We start from the raw sequence: 22,790 nt of genomic DNA, 5'->3' as shown, positions 1-22,790 counted from the left end.
TGAATCGGTTGGCCACGGGGTTAAAGCGCAGAGCGACGACCTGGTTTGCATCATCAGGCTGAGGATCGCGGAGGAGGAGAGCGCCGTTGCGAGCGGGCCATGGAGAGGTGCGCACGCCGTCATTCTTCCAGGAGCCACGCTCGGTGACCGATCCCCTGACCGCAAGCAGTCTCGAGTAAAAGTGTTGGTTCTCGCTACCGTTAGGACAGATGGACCCGTTGTTAACGTGAGGAGCACACCGTGAGCACGATCCCTGGTTCGCTGGACAAGACCTTTACTGCGCCCATCGGGGTCACGGTAAAGGGTGACCTCTGGTCGTGCGTGGAAGTGCCTGGCTCGGTCGAGCTGTTTGGCACAGGAAGGTCAGTGAGGGTTGTTGCGACCGTTGACGGCGAGCCGGTGACCACGGGGCTGATGCCGACCGGCGACGGCGGGCACATGCTCTCGATCAGCGCAAAGTTGCGGAAGAAGCTTGGCAAGGATCTCGAAGATTTGGTCACCGTGCATCTGATCGAACGCCTGACCTGAGGGGCCGGTCGTCAGCTCGATCGGGCGGACAGTGCGCCGACGCCGGCTCCAGTTAGCTCGGCGCAGTACGCGCCGCGGCCGGTCATGGCCATGACCAGCGCAAGGGTGCTGCCGCGCACGATCTTGCCTTCCCCAAGGGTGATGCCGGTGTCGACGGCTTCCAGCTGCAAGCCGCGAACCCGCTTCTTGGCGATGACCACCTGGTCGGTGCCCGCGTAGTAGCGGAGCACCGAACTCAAGGTCTGCTCCGGGTAGTCCCGGGCGAGGCCGAGGGGCCGACGGATGTCCTCTCCGTGGACGACCATCTCGCCCAGCAAGGCCAGGCGCGGGAGAGGCGGCGAGGTACGGCTGCCGATCGTCGCCCGGAACAGGCTCAGCGTCTCTGACGAGGACGCTCCGAGCTGCTCGCGCAGGCGATCGTCCATCTGCTTGTCGAAGTCAAAGCGCGCACGCACAACGCCGGCGAACCAGCGAGGCCCGGACACGACTCCGCTGACCGTGAGGTGCGCGAGCACCTCACGAACGGTCAGGCCGACGCACAGCGAAGATGTCGACCACTGCCACTCTTCCACCTGCGCGAGGTCGTCGACGAGAGCCGTCCGCTCGACGTCAATGCTCTGCCAAACCGCGTTCCCGTCCACCCCGCCATTCTGGCGCAACCGCGTCCGAAGACTGATCCCCATAGTCACAGCGCGCCTGTCCCGGCTAGGCACTGAGACGACGTCGGCTTCTCCGGCTGGGCCCAGCGCCACTCCGGCAGCAGGTCGCGGGGCGGTGCGGTCTTGCCGTGCCCGAGAACGACCGTCGCCCCGAGGTTGGAGTCGTCGATCTGCTTGATGAACTCGCGGCAGCGGCCGCAAGTGGAAGAACGGTCACGCGTTCGTCATGGTCCCGCCACACCGCGACGATGCGGGCGATCGCATTCTCACCGCTGGTAACCATCGAGGCGATGGCGGCGTGCTCGGCGCAGAAGCCGGTCCCCGAACCTGTGTCGATGCAGACATCCGTGTGGATCGCCCCGGTGGTCGTCTCGAGGGCAGCGGCGACATCGCCGAAGAGGCGATCGCCCACGCGGTGCGGCGCGATAAGGGCTCGAGCGACCTCGATGAGATCGGCATGTTCGTTCGTCGCCCAAGGATGTGCAGAGGTGCGCTCCCCTCCGTCTGCAAACCGGGTTCGAAGTGGAGGGCTGATCGATCGGCTATCTGGACGCAGCTGGGAGGGCTTTGCGGTCATCGACCTTTGGAGCCTTTGGGTGCTTTAGCCAATTCGACTAAAGCGCCCAAAGGCAGCATTTGGTGCCGCTTCGCGGATAGATGCAGCGCTCGCTTGCCGCGAGAACTGACGGCTCCCCTTAGCCGTGTGAGTTTATCGGCTTTGACTGATCAATCTGAGACCCAGCTCAGTGAGGGCTCACCTACGGCGGAACGTTGCTCATGTTTGGCTCGTCGTCCGAACCGTCCCAGAGGCCGCCACCGCGCAATGTTGATAGTCCCCCACCCCGCAGTGTCGATAGTTCGCCACCGCGCAGTGTTGAGAGGCCTCCTCCGTTCAGCGTCGAGAGGCCCCCGCCACTCAGCGTCGAGAGGCCCCCTCGACTGAGCGTGGAGAGGCCCCCGCCACTGAGCGTCGAAGCACCGCCGCCGCGAGACGTAGACATGCCGCCGCCCGCGCCGGTGTAGAGCCCTCCGCCCGGGCCTGAGTAGAGATTACGAGGCTAACTCATGAATTGAGCATAGGCACTACGGCCGACACCGCGTCCACAAGTGCTTGCTCCTGACGCGCCCCGTGTCTAATCGGTTATCGGGCGGACACTCCTAGAAAGCGAAGGCTTGACCGCATACGAGGCAGTGAACGGGAGCTTGGGTGTCAGCTGGGACCTTGATCGGCTCCCAGGCGTGACAAGGGGACGCGAGAATAATCATGTCGTCCGGCTCCACCATGGGATCAGGTTCCGCCGGCTTGTCGAAACTCCCCTTCTTCGTGATCTTGACGTGCTTGCTGTTTAGCCCGCGAAAGGCTTTTGACAGCTCATCGTCCATAAGTTGCATCGCGGCAGGCGCGGCCATGCCCCTGGTGTATTCGACTTGCTCCGTCGTCCACCACTGGTCAAGTCCAGCAGGCTGGCCACAGAACGGGCAGTAGTAAGCAGACGCCGAAGGCTGATGTTCAGCATCCTCATTTGCGGGCCCGTCGTGCCATTTGAACTGCTTCAAGCAGTTGGGGCATTCCCTGCGCATGAAGCCGTCGTTGTCCAAAGGAATTGAAATCGGAATATTCACTAGTCCCCACTCACGAATTCGTCTTGCTCGATTGGAACTCCGTCAGCCGTTCGAGCACGCAGTGTGACGGTGAAGTAGGAGCGCTGAACCTGACTGAAGGACGCGGGCAGGCGCTGGAGGACTCGAACTGACTTGCCGACGGGCAACTCGGGCACTGGCAGCTCATCCGACGTTCGAAGAGTGTCGTCGTCCTCAGAAGCGGCGGCCGTCAGGCCGTAGACCGAGCCGGGACCCTGATTAGTCACGATGACATCAGCAAACTTATTACCGCCCCGTTCAAACAAACGAGCCGACAGTCGCGGCAGCCCGGCAGTCTCAGAAGAAGGCAATTTGCGCCCTAGCGGCAGCCCATTTCCAGGCGGACCAGGCGGGGTTAGATCACCCGCCTCGTGCCAATCAGTGCCCTGCATCCGAACGTCGCACCCTGCCGTCAGAAGACGGTTAGCGAGGTCTTGCCTCTTTGCTACTGAGTTGTCGAGCCGCACGCTGTGGCGGCCATGAATGTCGCTGAAAACCTTGACCTGTCCGAGCTCGACGATGAGCGTCCGATCTGGGTTTCGCCCCATGGCCATGCCAGCCTCGAAAAGCACGTTCGGCCGCGGTTGCATCTGCGGGGCCGTCTCCGGGTCCCCTGGGTAGGTCAGCGATTCGTGAAGGTGCGCCACATCGTCGGGTGTCTGAAGCACGATTACGGCCTGCGCCCGTTCGAACGCCGCATCTAGGACGTCTCCGATGTAAGGGGAAGCGCTTCCGGTCATGGCCAAAGCTTCGGACCATTCGATGGGGAGCAGACCGATGGCCCGAAGGTACTCAAAAAGCCCTTTTCTCGCGGCCTCGTTCCTCCCATGGATTACGAAGACACTGCGAGGGTACACACCGCTGGTGATCATGCCTCAAGAATACGTAAACATCTGCCAAATAGTGATTTGGCGTCAAATCCAGTAGCCCAATCGAGCCCAAGCCGCCGCTGGAACCCACTCAGGCGTTGGTCACCCCGCTCGCTGGATGGCTCGGTAGACCGTTGACCGGGCGACGCCGAAAAGCTCCGCGATCTCGCTTGTCGCGTGCTCGCCGGTGTCGTGCAGCTGCAGCAGGTGCTTCTCCTGCGAGGACGTGAGCTTGGGCTTGCGGCCGCGAAGCTTGCCGGCGGCCTTGGCGATCGCCATCCCCTCCCGGGTGCGGGCACGGATGAGGTCGGCCTCGAACTCGGCCACCATGCCGAGGACGTTGAACAGGAGCCGGCCGACCGGGTCAGTGGGGTCGTAGACCGCTCCCCCGAAGTGCAAGGCGACGCCCTTCCTCGTCAGCTCGTCCGCGATGTCGGTCGCGTCGCGCAGTGAGCGGGCCAGGCGGTCGAGCTTCGTGACCACGAGGACGTCGCCGGCACGGCACGCGGCCAGGGCCTCGCGAAGCCCCGGCCGCGCTCGAGTCGTGCCCGACAAGCCGTGGTCAACATGCACGTGTTGATCGTCAACGCCCAGTGCTGCAAGACCGTCACGTTGTGCTGCCAGATCCTGTCCCGAGGTCGAGACGCGGGCGTAACCGATGAGCATCCGATGACTGTAGCGTTCAGACCCCCATCACCGGGCATTTTTGCGGGACAGGTATACGGGAATCCGCAGGCCAGGCCGCACTTGACCTCTGCCGGTCAAGACGGGCCCGGGAAGGTGTCCCGATGAACGACCGTCTATGAGGCGTTTCGCCCGCGAAGCGAATCGTCGCTAAGGACGCCCCTCCAGTCCTCGGGGAACAAGTGGAGCAAACCGAGGGTGAGCACCAGCTTTCGCAGATTGGCCCAGTGCAAATGTCGCATCTCGATCGTCGTACTGTTTAGCCGCTCGCCGAGACGCTCTTCAACGTCGGTTGTTCTCCCAGGCTTGCGACGCCCCGTCGTTCCCCGATCACCGAACGGATGATCGGTCTCGAAGAAGAGTCGATCGGAGGGTATGCGGTCAAGAATAAGAGATTTTGACGCCATGACAGGCGGGATGGAGAAGGCGCAGCCGAGTCGTAGTGCTTCGTCGGTTAGGTCTGCCGAGCCGGTCCACCAGTGCAAGACGATCCCTTCTACTGGTGTGCGGTGCAGCTCTCGGATGACCTGTAGGTGGGCGCCGGCACTGTGCAGGCTGATCAGCCGTGGCGTTTGCTGCAAAACGCCAAGTGCGCTCCTAAGCGTCCTAGTTTGTTCCGCCATGGGCACGGCGCTGCCACCGTCGAGACCTATCTCACCCACGAGCGGAGTTCCTTCTATTGCCCTCGCGAATCGATCCTCGTCGAAGGATGCGACATAGTCCTGCCCCCCGGGATGCGTTCCAACGCCCCAAACCATGCGTGTGTCGCGACGACGAGAGACAAGGGCGTACTCGTCCAGTGACCGAGTCATGGCGAACACAAATGCACCGAGACCGCGAACGGCTTCAGATGAAATCTCCGCCTCGATGTGCGCGTGGACGTCGAGAGGCGGTGGCACCTTCGCCTGACCATCACGTCGGGTTCGCGCCCGTATTCCAGTCACAGGATCGCCTCAGCAAGTTCGGCGCGTCCTCGTCGGCACAAGGCCTCCACGTCAGCAAGAGCAAGCCCTGCCGGTATGCGCAGGCGTGCGAGGTCGTACTCACCAAACGGCTCCCGAAGAAAGTCTCGCATCGCAGGCACCACCGACTTTTCCTTCAGCCAAGTCGTTTGCTTCTCCGTTATGGGAGTGAAGTAGGCCGTCGTGTCGTTCAACCCAGCTGCTTGGAATGAGGCCTTCCTCAGGACACAGCCGAAGCATTCTCCACAGGCAGTATGCGGTGGAAGGCCCCACGAGCGAGTTCCCGTGTGAGAGCACGACGAGGTTGCACTGAGGAAGCGGCTCGCGGTATTCGCGTCTGTGCTCTCGCGAACTGCTTTGAACATCTCCCCCTTGGTCGACCACGCGTATGGGTTCACGATCTTGCCGTGGGCGCCGACGTCGTCCAGCAGAGTCATCAAGTCCGCGAGAAACTTAGGGTGGGTTGTTTTGGTCGACAGGCTTCCTCGACGGCTCCTTGACAGCGGAGGATTAATAGACGCGTAGCCATTCTCGGGAAGCCAGAGAGGCAACCTCTGGGCCGAAGCCACGGCGAGGCCGAGCGCGATGAAGAGCAGAGACCGCGATCGAGTTGAATCCTCTTTGCCGTAGCCCGTTCCTGTGGGGCTTTGCCTCCCTCGCGCGATGTGCACCTGCAGGTGCTCGGTTGTGCTGCGGGGGGCAAGCTTCTCGATTTCCGAAGCGACCACTCGCTGAAGAGGAGCAAGATTCGGCGATGACCAATGGGAGATGAGCACCTGCCCCTGATGGGCGGCGGCAAGTTCAAGCCCGCTCAACAGCGCTCCCGAGGCTGAGTCTGCGCCGCCGCTCAGTAGGACGACGCGCGACGCCTCCAGCCCGACAACGGCCACCGGCTCTGGCGTTCCAAAACGCGACCGAAAGTGCAGGTGCCAAATGTCGCCCGTCAAGAAGGCAAGGAGCGACTCGACCGCTTCAGCATGAGCAGCCCAAGGCTCGGCGTCTATGACGTCGACGGTGAGCTTGAACTCCCTTTGGTTCCAGCGAGACAGTGTGCCCGATCGAGACGCTGATCGATCAGCAGCCAGCACCGCAGTGGCGATACGGACTAGGTCGATATTGCGTGGTTCAGTGCAGCCCAGCGCGCCCAGCAGCGGCCCAACGTTCGCTCGGAACCACGGATGCGTGGACGCGTCATGCCAGTAGAAGGTGCGGTCTGTGACGTCAGGGCGCGTGGTGTCTCTTGGGGGGCCATCAACCGTCAGATGAAAGGTGTGAATCATTGGGTCTCGCTGGCGTAGGTGCGGCGGAGGAATCGAAGTCCGCGGGTGATGGCGGCCTCGATGGCTTCCGCCCCGGTCGTGGTCCCAGTGAGTTCCGCTCGGCTTGCGAGGTTGGCCGCTGCCTCGTAGACCTCGTTCACGAAGTCCTCCCGGCTGACACTTCCGTTAGAGGTGAATTCACCTGCCTCGGAGAGGAACATCTCGGCGATCATGATGCCGATGGCGTACTCAGCAGCTTCGCTGGGGGTCGGCGGCGTGGGGTTCTGTTCTTCGTCCAGCATCCAGTCCAGGAGACGGCTTGCAATTTCCCGCTGCTCCTCGGAGGGGATGTCGCTGCTGGTGTGTGCTTCGCAGACCACCTCGAGAATGGTCCGCACCATCTCAGCCCGAGATGGCATCGCCTGTAGTGCGTCGAAGTCGAGCCCTGCGCGCTCGAGCGCTTCCCGGTCGCCTGCCCGCAGGGCCCGAGCGAGGTTTGCGGCTCGACCAGCTGTTGCGGCGTACTCGCGGGCATTTCGGCGGGGCGATTGTTGTCGCCCTGACGATGAGCCACCGCCTCCACTGATCCCACCGCCGGCGGCACGGGGGAAGGCTGGTATGCGCAATGTGTTGGCGACGACGTTCTGCGGCAAGCCGGCCCCTGATCCACTTGATCGGTCCGATGACCACTGGTCGACTCCGTCGCGTACGGCACGCGACGCCTTGCCTGTCGAGCCTTTGTAGGACGAGCTGGTGCCCACAGTCAGCTGTCCTCCTTCGCGGCCTGCATGGCCCCGACAACTGCAGAATTTCCGCTCGCGTCCGCCATGCCCGTCAGCTGCTCCATGATGGGCGCTGGATCGGAGGCCAGGAGTTGCGCAAGCGGGCCGACCCGCAGGTCGGTTGCCCTCATGCGCTTCAACCCGTTGACGACCGGAGGGATGGCGTCCGTTCTGAGCCTGGCGAGTCTGAGCATCGCACCCAATCCGCTGGATTGGTGCTGCGCGGGTTCGTCGATCATGACGCCCGCGATGTGAGCGATCAACTGGTTCGTTTCATCCCGAGTCAGGGCGGCGAGAACCGTGTTCGAGACCTTCCGAGCCTGTGCAGGTGAGCGGGAAAGGAGCTGCGCCGCGACGTCGCGAATGGATTCGGGCAGGCCCTCTGAAGCCAGGAAGACATCGGTGAAGCTGGCCGCGAGCACAAGGTACGGAGCAAGCTCTTTCCCGCTCAGAGCAGGCGATAGGCGGGCCCATCGGAGAAGACCTTCGCTAAAGCGCTGGTCATCGGTCTGTGGCGGCCTAGCAGGTGCCTGATGCTCGGGGATGGTCTTGGACGCGCCGTCGGTCTTGATCGTCTCACCACCACTGCGGAGTGACTCTTCGGACGCTGTCGGCGCTTCGTCTTCGATGGTGGACACGGGGGTGCCGACCTGGGATTCGAGGGCGGTGAGGTTCTTCCGGAGGTTTTGCTCCCGCAGCCAGCCGGTGACGGTCGCGAAGTCCGCCGGGAAGTACTGCTCGAGGACCATGAGTTTTGCGATTGTCGCCGCGTCGAGAGTGATGCCTCGCTTAGCTGCAATGCTCAATCGGACGGATAGGTCGTTGAGGAATCGTTTGATGCGCCTTGGATTACCTTTTGACTTCTCGTGCACGATCGGCCGGATTCGAGCCGCCACGTTCCGATAGTCCTGGAACCTCGCGTCCTGGAGTGCTGAGACCTGATCGAGCGGCTGCCCGCCCCTGCGTGCAGCGGCCACGTCGCTGATGATCGCGGCGTACTGCTCGTCGTCGCCAACGATGCTTCTGATCTGTAGGAGCACCAGGTAGGCCTCGGCGTCGAAGTCGCTCAGAGCAGGCACCGGGACGGAAGTTTGGACGATCTTGTGTAGATAGAGACGCGCTGGGCTCTCCTCCCCAGTCGCCGCGCCCCCGTTGGGGTAGCGCGTAGCAATCGCCTCTGCAACGCGTTCCTCGTCCGCGGCGAGGACAAAGGACATTTTCGGCACGGAGAGGAACAGACGGATGGTCTCAAGGACGTCGACCACAGTTTCCGGAAGACACCGGTCGAGATCGTCGACGAGCACGACGACATTCGAGATGTGGTTCATCGCATCGGAGGTAAGCAGAGAAGCGAATTCCTCTCGGAACTGCGCCATGTCGGTGATGGGGTCTGGCGCGCTCTCTTCTTCCCTCGGTTTGATGAGGTCGAAGACGTTCTGGAGCGAGGGAACGCTGACCGTCACAGCCGAGGTCGCTGCGAGCCTGAGCGCCTTAGCCCAGTCGATGCGCCTAGCGAGTCGCTGGATTGCCGAGCGTGTCTTCTCCCCAATGCTGTCGTCTGGAATCGCGTTCTCGAGCGACGTCAGGATTGCGCTGATGAGCGACTCCTTGATGCCGAGTTGCGGGTCATAGCGCCAGGGATCAGTCTCGATTACGACGAGCGTCTGCGCGCTCTCATGTAGCTGCTTGCCGATGAGTCGAAGCACGGAGGTTTTCCCGCTGCCCCACGAGCCGGACAGACCAAGAGCGATCGGGTCGAGCCGCGGGTCAAGGAGCGCGTCAACGACGGTCGACGCGACCGCATCGAAAGACAGAAGGTCCACATCTGTCGGCTCGTCAAGGAAAAGGGGATAAGCGACGCGAGTACTGGTGATGTTGGCGCTCAAGTGCGCTCCCCCTATTCGCTACGTTCGGCAGTCACCCACACGGTGCGGCCTGCCCACATCGTTACACGAAAGTACCTCGCATTCAGCGGGCGTGATCCCGTCGCGGTTGCGGCTGCACCGTTGTCGACGCCGGCCGCGTTCTGCCCGGGGTGACTAAGGAAACGACACAGAGCCTCGTCAAGCCGGCACGACGTAGCCGCAAATCGCCCGTCGCACCCGGGGCTAAAGCTGACGACCGTAGCCCGACGGGGCGTTCGGCGAAGCCCGCAGCGCGGCGGCCAAAGCCGGTAGCTCTTCGGCAAATTTGCGCAGGACGGGGTCGGTGCTTCCTGCCAGCACTTTGGCCTCAAGCAGTCGCTCGAGTGACGTCGCAGCTTCTGACGCTACGTCCACTTCTGCCGTCACCTTGAGGTAGGCGAGGGCACTGAGGCCGTCGCCTCGAGCCTGACCGAGTCGCTCCGCATGGGGCATGAGCAGCTCGGCGAAGCGCGCCTCGTTGAGGTCGGCGCGGTCACGGACAGCATCTCGGAGGGCATCAGCCGCGATCGAGATATCGCCCTCGTCGTGCAATAGGTCCACAATGGTCCGTTCGCGCGTGGTGACGGGCAGGCCATCGACGATCTCGACGTCCCGCGGTTCGAGATGGCGCCACGAATAGGCGATGGAACCCCTCGTGCTCTGGCGCCGGCTAGGAACGATGATTGAGTACGGGGACGGGTAGACGTCACCGATGCCGTGGACTAGGGCGGCGGCGGCAGAAGCGACCACGGCGTCACATATCGACCTTCCAGTTCGTTCTGGCGCAAGCTGTCCAGGGTTTGTGGACAGCCATGCGGCACGCAGGTCATCCAGGGGACTCGAGCCAAGAGCCGCGAGACGATAGACCCCGTAGTGGTCGGTCCGCTCCAGCTCGCCCACGCGAACCCTGTACGCAATATTGGCCCTGGCGACCCCATGCGCGCGCGCCTGCGCGGTCGTGATCATGCCCCACTGGGCCGCGGCAATATCAGCTACGCGTTGACCAACCGAAGCACCTCTCATGCCTGCAGAGTATCATTCGCTCATACTTTCAAAGCATGGCACCTCAGCACAGTCGCAATCGGTGCCAAATCAAGCCAAGTCACCGCCGCAACGCAACCCGCTCTCCGCGGACCAAGGACCCTGCTGACGCCGCATGACTCACGCATGCACGACTTGGGGGCGTTTAGTCCGCCGAGCGAAGAGCGACTGCGGCAGACGGGGCGCCAGGGGCTTCTGGAGCATTGACCCAGGCGGACGTCCCGTTTGACGAGGGCGACCTTGGGATCATCAGCAGCGCCGGAGTCGATGAGTAGCAGCTGCGCAGGAATGGTCGCGAGGGAGGAATCGGGTCCCCGCAACACTGCCGAAAGCCCTGCCCCGAGTCGTGGCTCACGATGGCCTACGAACTACCCGCTTTGTACGCGCGGCACCCCAACGACTAATGGCCACCTGCTACTGTAATATATTTCATGCCGAAACCGGCTAAGGTCGCTCCATGGCAGAGCTGACGAGTCCAAGTACCGGGCCTTCCTTGCCCCCCAGCCTTCCCCCTCGTTTCCGGAGCGTGTTTTCCGGGTCCGCGTGGCTGACACCCCCTACCGGATGGTTCAAGGTTGAGCCGGAAGCCGAGAGAGCCTGGCTGCTCGTTCCTGGGACGCCAGTCATTGTCGACGCGGAGTGGAACATCGACCGGGATCTTTTCGACTACACGCAATCCAGCGGGTTCCTCGCTCTTGCTCCGTCTGCCGCAGAAACGTATGCCCGGGAAATCGTGATGTGGTGCAACAACCTCCTCGAGAACGACGTGTCCTGGCTTGAGGCTCAGCGCGCGCACGTCATCGCGTTCGAAATGAAACGCCGTGGACGAGACGGGATGGCCCGGCCTATTTCCGGTGCCACATGGAGCAAATTTGGCGCCGCTATGTCCCCCCTATACGCGTGGGCGCGAGGCCACTCTTTGGTGGAGTACGCGCCGCTCGACGGAAGTCAATCCATGGGCCGTTTCGGAGGTCGGGTGTCAAGGAGCAGCGATTCTGTCCACGATCGCGACCGGTGGGTCACCCCGTCAGCCCTACGTCTCTACCGCGACGTTGCCTTCCTAGGCCGCACGCCAGTGCTCCGCGACGGGGTTTGGCGCGCCGGCAAGGAAAACTACACGCGATCGCGCACCGACGAGAGAAACGCTGCCTACCTGCTTCTGACGTACTCGACGGCCTTGCGCCGTCAAGAAGTCGGAACCCTTCTCATTTCTGAGCTGCCGGACCTGGAGGGTGACGAAGCAAGCCTCGCTCGGGCTGTCGCGAAGTTCGGCAAGCAACGCGCCTGGTCGTCTTTGTCGGGTGGGCTGGGCGCCACCTGGGACTACATCAACACCATGCGTAACGCCCACGTCAAAAGGGCAAGAGCGCGGAACGCCTACGCAGATTTATCCGAAGCGATCTGGATTGTCGGAAAGCGGCTTCTTTCCAAGGGGAAAATTGCATTGATCGATTCCGCCGGAGTCGAACACGAGTTGCAAGAGATCGATGCCGGGAAGCGAAGCCGGCTCTTCACAACGTTAAGAGACGGGCTACCAGAGCCCATGGCAGTTTGGCTAACGGAAGGGGGGTTTCCCCTGGACCATCGGACCTGGGACAGGATCTTCTCGGATGCAAACGCCAGGTTCGCTCGCGCCATGGGCCTGGCCGGCTACGAAGGCAGTCCGATTTACCTGTCGCCGCAGAGCCTTAGGTTCAGCGCTGCCCTTGCTCTCTTGCTTGCCCTTCTTCGGGCTCGAGACCAGCGCGACGGCCGCAGAGCGATGAGCCACGACATGAGCGTCTACGCCCAGTGCTTCACGATCGTTCAGGAGCTGCTAGGACATGCCTCCCGCGAGACGACAGAAAACACATACGTGGACCCCGTCCGCAACTTCGGCAGTGACCTGTCACTCGAGCACGCAGTGGAGTTCGCGGAAGCACTAACGAACCTGGCTCAACGCGACGCCCGCGTTCGAGACCATCTGACAGAAGTTCAGTAGCGCTATGGAAACCGCAGCGGATTCGACCCAATCGCTCCTGGTCAAGTTCAGCAACGAAAAGGGCGACGAGCTATCCGTATCCGACTTTGGGCGACTGCCGTGTAGTCGGCAAATGCAGAGTGAGCTGGCGCGCGCCTTTCGATACCAAAACAGCACCCTCGGAACATGGCGCGAGGTTGCGACCTGCATTGGGGCCTTAAACAACGTCAGGGCCTTTGCGAGGTGGTGCACATCGCACGGGCAGATTGCCTCCCTGTCAGAACTCGACCCCTTTACTTGGATCAAGTGGGTGGCGTACTCCGAGACGCGGTGGGCAGCTGCGACCAATGCATATCGAACAGGAACTCTCGCGACGCTCTTTCGGGCGCTTCCAGACATCAATCGGGACGTTCGGACACTAAGTCGGACTACCCGCTTCGAAGTCAGGCCGGTAGCTATTACAGCGAGCTACACACACCTCGAACAGGCTCGAATGCGCAGTGCCCTTACAAAGCAGGTACGCCGGACGGTTGAACGCATAGAGACCAACCTGGCTCTTCTCGGTCAGGACGGCAGAAGTCGGAGCCCGGCCAGCGGGTTCATTCGGGAGCTAATCGTGACGGGAAGAGCGTCCGCGCCACTCCCCAGTGGCGTCGTGACGAAGGCCACGCTTAATTCGGCAGGTAGACCCCGGGGGCCAGTTTTTCACGCGGTCGCGAGAACGGCTGTATTCATGACTCGTGACGAGGCCGTTGCGTGCACCGCACTTCTCATTGCCCATTTTGGATACAACCCGTCCACGGTCGCGCGCCTAACAATCACCTCGGATGCCGCGAATCTGGGTGGCAAGACGCAAGTTGTCACGCTTCACTCGCGCAAGCCTCGCAGGGGAAAGGGCAAACAGCACCACCGGACGAATCTAGACGGCATCAAGCGAGGGACCGAGGCTGAAGCGTTCAGCCTGATTCGCAGAGCGACAGAACCGGGCCGTCAAGCTCTCGCGCAGGCCGGAACGCCAACTAATCGACTCCTTGTTTATACGCAACTGGGCTCTTACAGGCTTGAGGTCGGCGTTATTCCGAACATTCTCCGACTGAAGAAACAGGGAGAACTTGGGTGGTGGCCTTCGCGGCTACCAAGCTTGGCTTACGACCGCCTCCACAGGTCCTTCCAGACAACGTACAAGGTGTCACCTGTCCACAATTCGACGACGACGCACCAAAAGGACTATCTAGAAACGGACGCGCGTTTCATCGCGACTCACAAGGGAAGGATGGTCGGTTTCCAGGGATTGGTCGCCGAGGCACACGCCTCCCGCATGGCCCTTGCAGTCGTCGACAGCGTCGAGGTGGAAAACGACACAGCCTTGGCAGGCTGTTTGGACGTGCTCCACCACCCCCGCACAGGGAAGACGTGCGCTCTGCTGTCCTTCTGGCTCTGCCTAGAGTGCCCCCTTGCCGTGGCAGCGCCGAGGCACTTTCCGCGCCTGGGGCTCCTAGTGCACGAAATGGAAGTTCTTCGGCCCCTTCTTCCAAGGCAATGGGACCGCTATTACGCCCCCAAGCACGCATTCATACGAGGCCTCCTCGCCGACAACGTCTCCCCTGAAGAATTTGGTCAACTCCGCCACGACGCAACGGAAGACGACGCCGACTTCGTTCGCATGCTGCTAGACGAATCAAACAGACACAACGGATTCGAGATCGCCGCGTGAAACCCGCCAATTTGGTACCGACCACAGCGGGCAGCCTCGAGGAAAGGGAGGAGCACCGATGGACGCTCGTCGAAAGGGGCCCTTCTATTATTCCGTCTCGCAATCGGGCCGGGGCTCAAGACATTGCCCTATTCGCATCGGACCGCTGGCCCACCACTGCCTTGGGAACGAACGCATCCACCAAACCCGACGCGTTGAGGTTCAGTTCCGGCAGTCGAGGCGCAAAGGGGTTTCCCGTGCAGTTTCGCAGGGGCTTCAAGCGGGCGGCATGGACGTTGATGAACGAGCCATTTCTCGATTCGGGCACTCCCACAAGCGGCCAGAAACCACGAAAATGGCTCGCCGCCACGACCGTCGTTCAGATGGTTGGCGACTGGTCGAGATTCTCATGGTGGCTAGATGACGTCGGCGTCGCGGACACCTTGGGCGACTTGGAGCCACAACAGGTTGGGGCTCAAAACCATGGCAGTTCTGCGCTCCTCAAGGCCTACGCGACGGACATCGAGGCCCGAACGAGACGTGGCGAATTGACCATCGACCGCGCACGCAGCATTAGAAAATCTCTTGTTCGGCTTCACATCGTGAGCTTGCGCTGCGGCCCAGCTCACTTTTTCCCAAAACCCCCTTGGCTAGATGAAGACAACCGGCTTCAAGACTCGACGGCGCCCACCAAGGCTCGTGCTCCCCAAAGAGCGCACGACTCCCCTGTGCCAGAAACAGCGACTGCACCCATCAGCGCCGCCACCATGAGTCCCCTGTGCGTGATGAGCATTGCTTGGATCGATTCGATCTCGAACGACGTTCTCGCCGCTAAGGACGCCAAAGCCAGGCTTCTAGGAAACCTCGACGCCCCCATCGAAAAGGGGAGCCAAAGAGCACGGGAAATTCTTAGAGCGCGAGACCCGAGCCTCTCACTTCCCGCAACGCAGCTAAATCGAGGTTTATCCCTCGCGGGTGTCTACCTCGTGGCATCCGCTGGCGGAGGTTGCTCACCAACACAAATGTCCCAAGCCGTAGGCCGCGCGGGACCCTGGCACCGGAATGGACACCTGATGAAAGGCTGGCACACCCGAGGATTCGACCTCGACGTGACTGCGCCGCAACCTGTAGGCGTTGAAGTCCGAGGCCGGCTACTCGGCGTTCCTTGGATCGAACGGATCGACTTCTGCGACATCAGCAGGCACATCGAGAGCCTCACTACAGCCTGCCTGGTCGTGTTGGCGTACTTCACGGGCATGCGCCCCCATGAAGTCCTCGGCCTCCCCTTCGATGTATTGCGTGTGAGCGCAGACGAAGACGGCCATCCGATCGATGTCGTCCGAGCCACGACCACCAAAAACCGTCAAACCCCAGATGGCGCGAGCGACCTCCAGGGCCACCAACATGAATGGCCGGTCTTTGGTCCTGCAACCCAGGCAATCCGCATTCTCCAGGCGCTGAGACCCGGCGGCCATAGCCTCCTCAACCTCGGAGAAGAAGCCGGTGTGTCAGCAAAAGTTGCTGCTGACTGGATCCGTCGTTTCGTCCAGCACTGCAATGAAATCAGCGACGCTGCCGGCAAGAAGCATCTCCGCATTCCGAACGACCGCAATGGGCCGATCACGTTGTCTCGGTTCAGAAAAACGCTCGCCTGGCACTTGGTGCATTTTCCCGACGGAGTGATCACAGGGGCCCTCACGTACGACCACCTCATGAAGATGCACACCGCTTACGGCGCCTCGAGCAAATACGGCTTAACCGCCGAAATCGACGACGAGGTCCGAACCTCAAAGCTCGCCGCCGGCGCTGAACTCCGCCAAGGAATGACAAACGGCATGGGGGTCTCGGGGCCAGCAGCAAGCGAATTCCTATTCCGCATGAGCGCTGTGGGAATTAACCAAGAGCGACGGATGAAGAAGGACGCCCTCATCGTCCCCGTTCATGACAATCCAAAACAAAGTTCCATGTGCCTGGATGATCCCGCCCGGTCTGCATGCCTTATCCGCTCTGGTCAGACATCTCGGAGTTCCCCAGATCCTGTCCATTGCGTTTCGGACTGCAGCCTCAGGCTCGTCACGGACACCACGATCGTGCAGGCGCGCGCAGAGATCAAGGCGCTGAAAGCGTCGATGCCGTTCGATCCAGTTCCTATGCGCATCGTAAAACAGAACAAGGTCAGTGACCTCAAGCACCGAATAGAGCAGCACGAAGCGGATAGGAAGACGCTGAGTGCCACGGAGGGTGCACATTGTGCCAAAACCAACTGACGCAAAGTCGAGGCGCGCATCCAAGGACGCCGCGGAAAGAGCCGTCCTTGTCGCGGCAATCGCCAGAATGCTTGCAGGCACCCCTCAGGTTGTTGCTGTTGGGACGCTCACACTAACGGCACTCATCAAGGAGTCTGGATGTGATCTCAAGGAGCACCATTTTAAGCAAGGTCGGCTTAAGGACATCGGCGAACTCTTCCGCGAAGCGAAGCGACCAAAGTCGGTTGTTGAACGAGCCCAAGCGGAGATCATCGCAGGGCTCAAAGCCGAACTCGAGACGGAACGCGGCATCAAGCAGCGAGCCCAAGAATCAAGCGAGTATTGGCGGCGTGGCGCGGAATATACGATCCAGGTGAACGCCAATCTGCTCCTCACAAACGATTTCCTCGAGGAGCAGGTCAGGATCCTAAGAAAAAGGCCAGCGACAACGTCCCAGACGAACGTCACGAAAATGAAGACACGTGATCAGGGCGAGACGCGCCCCGATGCCTGAAAAGCCTCGTACGTGATGGGCATGAGTTTTGCGAAGTACTCCTCCATCTGTTCCGCCACCATTTCGATCTCTCGCTGGGGGTAGGACGGGAACTTGGAGTTCTCATTCTTCGTGCGAAGGCTAAGGAACGACATCAGCGATCGAGCGTTGCAGGTGACATACATGGTCGAGTAGATGCCGACCGGAAGGACGCCGCGGGCTACCTCTCGCGCAACGCCCGCCTCGAGCATCTCTTGGTACGCCCTGTAGGCAACTTCGGCCGCTTGACGCGTTTGCTTCACGACGATCTCGTACTGCTCTTGAGTCCCCTCGACGAAGTTGTAGCGCCCAGGCCGTCCCTCCTGGACAAGCCTGCGCTCGGGTCCGGGAACGTAGAAGACGGACTTTAGCTCTCGGTACCGGCCACTTTCCTCGTTGTACGAAAAGCCCACGCGATGACGCATGAATTCTCGGAAGACGAAGATCGGGGCTGTAACCATGAAAGTCATCGAGTTGTGCTCGAACGGTGAACCGTGCCGCTCGCGGGCCAAATATTTAATCAAAAATGCGGAGTCTGCGGCGTCTGAACCAACTGCGTCAATAGAGTCTTCGCCTGCGGTCGAGACACGCGCGGCCCAAACAACATCGGAGTCCTGAGCTGCTGCCCTGACGAGTGTCACGTCGACATCGCTTCGGAATTTGACTTGGCTCCGGGTATCGCTCATTGCTTGCTCCATGTTCTGCGCCGCCGATGCCGACGACTGCCTCTTGGGGAAAAGTATACTTTTGCTAGCCGGACGGCGTTCTGACTAAAGAGCCAGTTGGACTGGACTTTTCTTACCCAAAGCCGGGTTATACCTGCTTCGCGTCGACAGAAGGTCGCGCATCAGGTAGTTGATGAGGCCAGCTCCCTTGGTCGCCTGGGCCCCGTCGGCCGAGGCCTGGGCGCCCTCGAGCGTCAGCTCGCCCATGGTCGACACCCGCGCCGCGAAGAGGACGTCGGAGTCGTGTGCGCTCGAGCGGACCAGCTCGACCGTGACGTCGCTGCGGAACTCGACGGGGTCGGCAGCGGTGTCGGGAGACGAGGAGGCGGGGGTCACGGCGTCGGCATCAGTCACGGCGACGACTCTACCTCCGACGACCGTCCGGCCCCGGCCCGGCACCGGTCCCTGGAGCGTCCGACGCCCGGGCGACCGGCAGGAGGCGCGGCTACGCTCCCGAGGAGGCGCAGCTCCCCTGCGCCGCGCCTCCTCGAGAAAGCCAGGGCCCATGACCGCCGACTCCCTCACCGTCCTCGTCTCCGGCGCCTCCGGCCTGGTCGGCACCGAGCTGCGACGCCAGCTGGTGGCCGCGGGCCACACGGTCGTCGCGCTCGTCCGGCGCGAGGCCCGCGACGAGGGCGAGGCGACGTGGGTGCCGGCGGCGGGGATCATCGACCGCACCCTGCTCGACCGGGCGGACGCCGTCGTGAACCTGAGCGGCGCCTCCCTCGGCCGCCTGCCCTGGACCACCGGCTACAAGCGCGAGATCCGTGACTCCCGCGTGACGGCCACCGCGACGTTGGCGCACGGCATGGCCGGCGCCGAGCAGCCGCCTGCCGTGTTCCTCAGCGGCTCCGCGGTCGGCATCTACGGCGACCGTCCGGGCGAGCGCCTGACGGAGCAGAGCCCGCGAGGCAGCGGATTCCTCAGCGACGTCGTCGCCGACTGGGAGGCGGCGACCGCCTCCACGCCCGACGCCACCCGCGTCGTGCACCTGCGCACCGGCGTGGTCGTGGGCCCCGGCGGCGCCATGGCTCCGCTGCTGCCCCTCACCAAGCTCGGCCTGGGCTCGCGCCTCGGCACCGGGGACCAGTTCTGGCCCTGGATCAGCCTGCACGACGAGGCCGCCGCGATCGTGCACCTGCTGACGTCGAGCCTCAGCGGCCCGGTCAACCTCGCCGGCCCCACGCCCGCCACCAGCGACGCCCTCACCCGCCGCCTCGCGAAGGACCTCGGACGCCCCTACGCGCTCACGGTTCCCGAGGTCGTCATCAGCACGGCCATGCAGGAGGCGGGCCGCGAGATGCTGCTGCCGAGCCAGCAGGTCGTGCCGGAGGCGCTGCTCGCGGACGGCTTCGCGTTCCGTCACCGCACGGTCGACCAGGCCGTCGACGCGCTCACCGCGAGCCTGTGACCCGCCGCTCCGCAGAGCTGCTCGGCGCCTAGGCCGTCGCGCCGCCGCGCATCCGGGACGCCTTGCGGACCGCCTGACGGGCACGGCGACGGTCGCCGCACGCGTCGTAGGCCAGGCCGAGTCGGAACCAGGCGCGCCAGTCGTCGGGGGCGTCCTCGACGGCCTGCGCCCACCGCGGGAAGGCCGCGTCGGCCGCGGCGCGCTCGTACCGGCCGGAGGCGCGGCGTGGGACCTCGTCGACCGGCAGCTCGCCCGCCTCCTCGAGCTCGCGCACCATCTGCTGCGTGTGCACCCCGAAGCGCAGCTCGGCGACCAGGGCGAAGATCCCCAGGACCGGCAGGACGAGCAGGGCCACGCCGAGCACGACGGCGACGGGCTCGCCGGTCATGACGAAGAGGTACGCCCGCTGTGCGACCAGGACGACGTACAGGAGGAGGAACAGCGCCATGACGAGCGCCGCAGTGCGGCCCTTCATCAGTCGAGCGGGAGCACGCTGTCGAGCCCGACGACGACGCCCTCGACCCGCGGCGCCTCGGCCAGGGCGACGAGCAGGCCCTGCTCGTAGGCGCGCTGCGAGATCGTGTCGTGGGTCAGGGTGAGCGTCTCGCCCTCGCCGCCGAAGACGACCTCCTGCTTCGCGACGACGCCGCGGAGGCGCATGCTGTGCACCGGGACGCTGGCGACCTGCTGGCCTCGGGCGCGCTGGTCGGAGAAGGGCGCGGAGACCGGGCCGAGCTCGCGGCGTGCCTCGGCGATCAGCTCCGCGGTGCGGACGGCCGTGCCGGAGGGCGAGTCGACCTTTCCCTGGTGGTGCGCCTCCACGATCTCGACGCTCTCGTAGAAGCGCGCCGCCATCGTGGCGAACCGCGTGGCGAGGACGGACCCCAGGGAGAAGTTGGGGACGACAAGGACGCCAGGGCCGCCGACGTCGGCGACGACCGTGCGGAGCTTCGCCACCCGCTCGGCGTTCCAGCCCGACGTGCCCACGAGGACGGGGAGGCCCGCCCGGACGACGTGCTCGACGATTCCCGGGCTGACGGCCGGGTGGGTCACGTCGACGACGAGATCGGCCCCGCGCACGTCGTCGAGGTCGTCACGGGAGGAGAGGCCGGCGTGCAGCTCGAGGCCCGGCGTGCGCCGGACGAGGTCGACGACGAACGAGCCGAGCGTGCCCGTGGCTCCGACGACGGCGATCTGGGAGGTCATGGGCTCCAACCTACCCGGCGGCGCCCGGAGGCCCGCCCGACCTAGCATGGTGCGCATGCCCCGGTTCCGCGCCGTCCCCGTGTCGTCCCCCGCCGCCGCCGACCTGCTCGAGGCGTACTTCGCCGAGCGCCGAGCGACTTTCCCGTCGGGGAAGGGCAGCTACCGCACGGCGTCGCCGTCGGACGTCAGCTTCACTCCCCCGGCCGGGTCGTTCCTGCTCGTCGAGGACGACGCCTCCTCGGACTCCGTCCCCGAGCCGGGCACCGTGGGCGCGCTGGCGTGCGGCGGCGTCCGCCGCATCGACCCGACGCCGGAGGGGCTGGTGCGGTACGAGGTCAAGCACGTCTTCGTGAGGCCCGAGGCCCGCGGGCGAGGGCTCGGCCGCCTGCTGATGGCCGAGCTCGAGGAGGTGGCCGCCGGCCTGGGCGCGGACCTGGTGGTCCTCGACACGAACGAGAGCCTCCTGGCGGCCGGGGCCCTCTACCGGGCGACCGGCTACCGCGAGGTCGAGCCCTACAACGACAACCCGAACGCGACGACCTGGTTCGCCAAGCCGGTGGCGCCCCGCGCGCCCGTCAGCTAGATCGGCTGCTCGACCGGCAGCCCGGTGCGCAGCTCGACGGGCAGGTGCCCCAGGTCGTTGTGGGTCACGAGCTCCGGCGGCTTCGCCGAGCGGACGCGGATGATGGTCAGGCCGGCGTTGGCCTGGTTCACGCCCATCCAGCGCCAGTCGGGAGCCCCGAAGACCTCGCGCACGAACCACCCGATGACGAAGTTGTGCGTGATGAGCAGGTCGTGGCGATCCTCGCGGGAGGGCGTCAGCCACTCGGACACCGCGTCGGCCATCTGTGCCTGGCCCGCCTCGATCTCGTCCTCGGTGACGCCGCCGAAGAACGGCTTGTAGGCGGAGGGCATGTCGGCCGTCGGGCCGGAGGGCACGCAGTCGAAGAGCAGGGTCGACGGCTGCGACTCGAGGGCGGGGAGCCGCTCGGTCATGATGCGCGCGGTCTCGGCCGCGCGCTCGAGCGGCGAGTGCCACGCGGCGGAGAAGGGCACTCCCCCGAGGCGCTCGGCGAGGAGCCGCGCCTGTCGCTTGCCGCGCTCGGACAGCGGGCCGTCGGGGAGCCCGTGCTCGGCGTCCTGTTGCTCGCCGTGCCGGACCAGGTACAGGTAGTGGGACACCGTCGTCTCCTGACTCATGGGGTGACCGCGGCCGACGTCGTCGTCGGGGGCGTGAAGGAGGATGCCTCGACGTCGCCCACGATCACGGTCGAGAGGGGACCCGAACGGAGCTCACGGGCCAGGTCGCGCACGTCGTCGAGGCGGACACGGCCGAGGCGGGCGAGGGAGGCGTCGAGGTCGACGAACTCGCCGGTCGAGAGCTCGGCACGGCCGAGGCGGTTCATCCGCGTGTCGCTGTCCTCCAGGGCCAGGGCGGCGGCACCGCCGAGCTGGCCCAGCGCCCGCTCCCGCTCGAGCTCGGTGACGCCCGAGTCCGCGACGCGGTCGAGCTCGTCGAGCATCAGCTGCCCCACCGTCTCGACGTTGCTCGGCGTGCAGCCGGCGTAGAGCCCGAACAGGCCTGCGTCGGAGTAGCTCGGCGCGAACGAGTACACGGAGTAGGCCAGGCCGCGCCGTTCGCGGATCTCCTGGAACAGGCGCGAGGACATGCCGCCTCCCAGCACCGAGTTGAGGACGGCGAGGGCCGGACGACGGTCGTCGGTCGCGGAGATGCCGGGCATGCCCAGCAGGACGGTGGCCTGCTCGAGGGGACGGCGCACGACGACGACCGGCTCGCTCGGCGTCGGCACGACGAGCTCGGTCGAGCGTCGCGGCACGGGAGGCGCCGCCTCGGTCGACCAGGGCGACCTGGCCAGCGCCTGCTCGAGCCGCTCGACGGCGTGGTCGTGGTCGACTGCTCCGGCGATCGTGACCACGAGGTCGCGGGGCCGGTAGTTCGTCAGGTAGTGGGCGTGCACGTCGTCGCGCCGCGCCTCCCGGATGCTCTCGGGCGATCCCCCGATCGGGCGGCCCAGCGGGTGAGCGCCGAAGACGGACTCGAAGAGGCGCTCGCCGGCCACGTCCGCGGGGTCGTCGTCGGCCATCGCGAGCTCTTCGAGGATGACGCCCCGCTCGGTCTCGAACTCGCCGGGCTCGAGGGCCGAGGACGTGAGCATGTCGGCGAGGACGTCGACGGCGTCGTCCAGGTCGACGTCGCGCACCCGGGCGTAGTAGCAGGTGTACTCCTTCGCCGTGGCGGCGTTGTGCTCGCCGCCGACCGACTCGAACGCCACCGCGATGTCCAGCGCGGAGCGCGTCGCCGTCCCCTTGAAGAGGAGGTGCTCGAGGAAGTGCGTGGAGCCGCGCTCGCCCGGCTGCTCGTCCCGGGAGCCCACGGCCACCCAGAAGCCGACGGTGGCGCTGCGGGCGCCCGGCATCTGCTCGGTGAGGACGCGGACGCCCGTGGGGAGGAGGGTGCGCCGCACGAGTGCGTCGCCCGTCGCGCGGAAGGAGAGCTCGACCGAGTCGAGTGGGAGGGAGACCGGGCCGTTCATCGCGTCGAGCCTACGGGACCGCGCCTCGGCACGACCCGACCGTCGTCGATGGCACCCGAAGTGGGGCACGTCCCTGCGGACAAACAGACGGTTCGGTCTGTCCTCGTCGATGATATGGTCATGGGACCGACGG

The 22,790-nt window shown here is 64.2% G+C and carries 22 protein-coding genes; 7 read left to right on the top strand and 15 right to left on the bottom strand.

All coding sequences use genetic code 11. The features are described 5' to 3' along the window. Nucleotides 1-240 precede the first annotated feature (240 nt). The gene (locus ES689_RS12215; protein ID WP_146904802.1) at nt 241-528 is read left to right on the top strand and encodes a DUF1905 domain-containing protein; all 288 of its coding nucleotides are present in this window, start codon (nt 241-243) and stop codon (nt 526-528) included. A gap of 11 nt (nt 529-539) precedes the next feature. On the opposite strand, the gene ES689_RS12210 is transcribed toward ES689_RS12215, so the two are convergent. The 9 genes from ES689_RS12210 to ES689_RS12165 all read right to left on the bottom strand — a co-directional run bounded on the left by ES689_RS12210 (nt 540) and on the right by ES689_RS12165 (nt 10,311). Then, nucleotides 540-1,169, bottom strand: coding sequence for a maleylpyruvate isomerase family mycothiol-dependent enzyme (locus ES689_RS12210; protein ID WP_223269572.1), 630 nt, complete (start codon nt 1,167-1,169; stop codon nt 540-542). A gap of 1,176 nt (nt 1,170-2,345) precedes the next feature. Next, on the bottom strand, nt 2,346-2,810 hold the full coding sequence (locus ES689_RS12200; protein WP_146904799.1) for a hypothetical protein: 465 nt from the start codon (nt 2,808-2,810) through the stop codon (nt 2,346-2,348). Beyond that, entirely contained in the window at nt 2,810-3,700 is an 891-nt protein-coding gene (locus tag ES689_RS12195; RefSeq protein ID WP_146904796.1) for a TIR domain-containing protein, read from the bottom strand. The genes ES689_RS12200 and ES689_RS12195 overlap by 1 nt, the downstream gene beginning before the upstream one ends. 99 nt (nt 3,701-3,799) lie before the next feature. After that, nucleotides 3,800-4,363: a recombinase family protein gene (locus tag ES689_RS12190; RefSeq protein ID WP_146904793.1), complete on the bottom strand. Its 564-nt coding sequence runs from the start codon at nt 4,361-4,363 to the stop codon at nt 3,800-3,802. 134 nt (nt 4,364-4,497) lie between these two features. Then, on the bottom strand, nt 4,498-5,280 hold the full coding sequence (locus tag ES689_RS16140; protein WP_223269583.1) for a TatD family hydrolase: 783 nt from the start codon (nt 5,278-5,280) through the stop codon (nt 4,498-4,500). 41 nt (nt 5,281-5,321) lie between these two features. After that, a complete protein-coding gene (locus ES689_RS12180; protein WP_146904787.1) occupies nt 5,322-6,623 on the bottom strand; it encodes a hypothetical protein in 1,302 nt (433 codons plus the stop codon). Further along, on the bottom strand, nt 6,620-7,255 hold the full coding sequence (locus tag ES689_RS12175; protein WP_146904784.1) for a hypothetical protein: 636 nt from the start codon (nt 7,253-7,255) through the stop codon (nt 6,620-6,622). The genes ES689_RS12180 and ES689_RS12175 overlap by 4 nt, the downstream gene beginning before the upstream one ends. Before the next feature lie 110 nt (nt 7,256-7,365). Then, nucleotides 7,366-9,270, bottom strand: coding sequence for a P-loop NTPase fold protein (locus ES689_RS12170; RefSeq protein WP_191330397.1), 1,905 nt, complete (start codon nt 9,268-9,270; stop codon nt 7,366-7,368). A gap of 222 nt (nt 9,271-9,492) precedes the next feature. Further along, nucleotides 9,493-10,311 carry a type IV toxin-antitoxin system AbiEi family antitoxin domain-containing protein gene (locus ES689_RS12165; RefSeq protein WP_146904778.1) on the bottom strand — a complete coding sequence of 273 codons (819 nt, stop codon included), beginning with the start codon at nt 10,309-10,311 and terminating at the stop codon, nt 9,493-9,495. Nucleotides 10,312-10,786: 475 nt separating this feature from the next. Here ES689_RS12165 and ES689_RS12160 point away from each other — a divergent pair, with 475 nt between their 5' ends. The 4 genes from ES689_RS12160 to ES689_RS12145 all read left to right on the top strand — a co-directional run bounded on the left by ES689_RS12160 (nt 10,787) and on the right by ES689_RS12145 (nt 16,742). Then, nucleotides 10,787-12,310 carry a hypothetical protein gene (locus ES689_RS12160; protein ID WP_146904775.1) on the top strand — a complete coding sequence of 508 codons (1,524 nt, stop codon included), beginning with the start codon at nt 10,787-10,789 and terminating at the stop codon, nt 12,308-12,310. 712 nt (nt 12,311-13,022) lie between these two features. Then, nucleotides 13,023-14,003 carry a hypothetical protein gene (locus ES689_RS12155; RefSeq protein WP_146904772.1) on the top strand — a complete coding sequence of 327 codons (981 nt, stop codon included), beginning with the start codon at nt 13,023-13,025 and terminating at the stop codon, nt 14,001-14,003. 236 nt (nt 14,004-14,239) lie between these two features. Then, a complete protein-coding gene (locus ES689_RS12150; RefSeq protein ID WP_146904769.1) occupies nt 14,240-16,249 on the top strand; it encodes a hypothetical protein in 2,010 nt (669 codons plus the stop codon). A gap of 67 nt (nt 16,250-16,316) precedes the next feature. After that, complete coding sequence (locus ES689_RS12145; RefSeq protein WP_146904766.1) at nt 16,317-16,742, top strand: hypothetical protein; 426 nt, start codon at nt 16,317-16,319, stop codon at nt 16,740-16,742. Here ES689_RS12145 and thyX read toward each other — a convergent pair. Together thyX and ES689_RS15935 are read right to left on the bottom strand one after the other, a co-directional pair. After that, nucleotides 16,715-17,446, bottom strand: a complete 732-nt coding sequence (thyX, locus tag ES689_RS12140; RefSeq protein WP_146904761.1) for an FAD-dependent thymidylate synthase — start codon at nt 17,444-17,446, stop codon at nt 16,715-16,717. The genes ES689_RS12145 and thyX overlap by 28 nt on opposite strands. An 84-nt stretch (nt 17,447-17,530) precedes the next feature. Next, nucleotides 17,531-17,839: a hypothetical protein gene (locus tag ES689_RS15935; RefSeq protein WP_223269584.1), complete on the bottom strand. Its 309-nt coding sequence runs from the start codon at nt 17,837-17,839 to the stop codon at nt 17,531-17,533. Nucleotides 17,840-17,990: 151 nt separating this feature from the next. Between ES689_RS15935 and ES689_RS12130 the strand changes: the two genes are divergently transcribed. Further along, a complete protein-coding gene (locus ES689_RS12130) occupies nt 17,991-18,896 on the top strand; it encodes a TIGR01777 family oxidoreductase (RefSeq protein ID WP_146904758.1) in 906 nt (301 codons plus the stop codon). Nucleotides 18,897-18,924: 28 nt separating this feature from the next. Here ES689_RS12130 and ES689_RS12125 read toward each other — a convergent pair whose 3' ends face one another. Both ES689_RS12125 and dapB read right to left on the bottom strand, forming a co-directional pair. After that, nucleotides 18,925-19,371, bottom strand: a complete 447-nt coding sequence (locus ES689_RS12125; RefSeq protein WP_146904755.1) for a tetratricopeptide repeat protein — start codon at nt 19,369-19,371, stop codon at nt 18,925-18,927. Continuing rightward, nucleotides 19,371-20,102, bottom strand: a complete 732-nt coding sequence (dapB, locus tag ES689_RS12120; RefSeq protein ID WP_146904752.1) for a 4-hydroxy-tetrahydrodipicolinate reductase — start codon at nt 20,100-20,102, stop codon at nt 19,371-19,373. Before dapB ends, ES689_RS12125 begins: the two co-directional genes overlap by 1 nt. 55 nt (nt 20,103-20,157) lie before the next feature. Here dapB and ES689_RS12115 point away from each other — a divergent pair, with 55 nt between their 5' ends. Then, on the top strand, nt 20,158-20,685 hold the full coding sequence (locus ES689_RS12115) for a GNAT family N-acetyltransferase (protein WP_146904749.1): 528 nt from the start codon (nt 20,158-20,160) through the stop codon (nt 20,683-20,685). On the opposite strand, the gene ES689_RS12110 is transcribed toward ES689_RS12115, so the two are convergent. Together ES689_RS12110 and ES689_RS12105 are read right to left on the bottom strand one after the other, a co-directional pair. Continuing rightward, nucleotides 20,682-21,284 (bottom strand): histidine phosphatase family protein, encoded by a 603-nt coding sequence (locus ES689_RS12110; protein WP_123548739.1) that lies wholly within the window; start codon nt 21,282-21,284, stop codon nt 20,682-20,684. The two genes, ES689_RS12115 and ES689_RS12110, sit on opposite strands and share 4 nt — an antisense overlap. A 14-nt stretch (nt 21,285-21,298) precedes the next feature. After that, nucleotides 21,299-22,657 carry a pitrilysin family protein gene (locus ES689_RS12105; protein ID WP_146904746.1) on the bottom strand — a complete coding sequence of 453 codons (1,359 nt, stop codon included), beginning with the start codon at nt 22,655-22,657 and terminating at the stop codon, nt 21,299-21,301. Between the last annotated feature and the right edge of the window lie 133 nt (nt 22,658-22,790).

The organism is Frigoribacterium sp. ACAM 257 (assembly GCF_007954365.1).
Classification (GTDB): Bacteria; Actinomycetota; Actinomycetes; order Actinomycetales; family Microbacteriaceae; genus Frigoribacterium.
The sequence above is the reverse complement of the archived record's forward strand: the minus strand, read 5'-3'. Positions and strand labels throughout refer to the sequence as shown.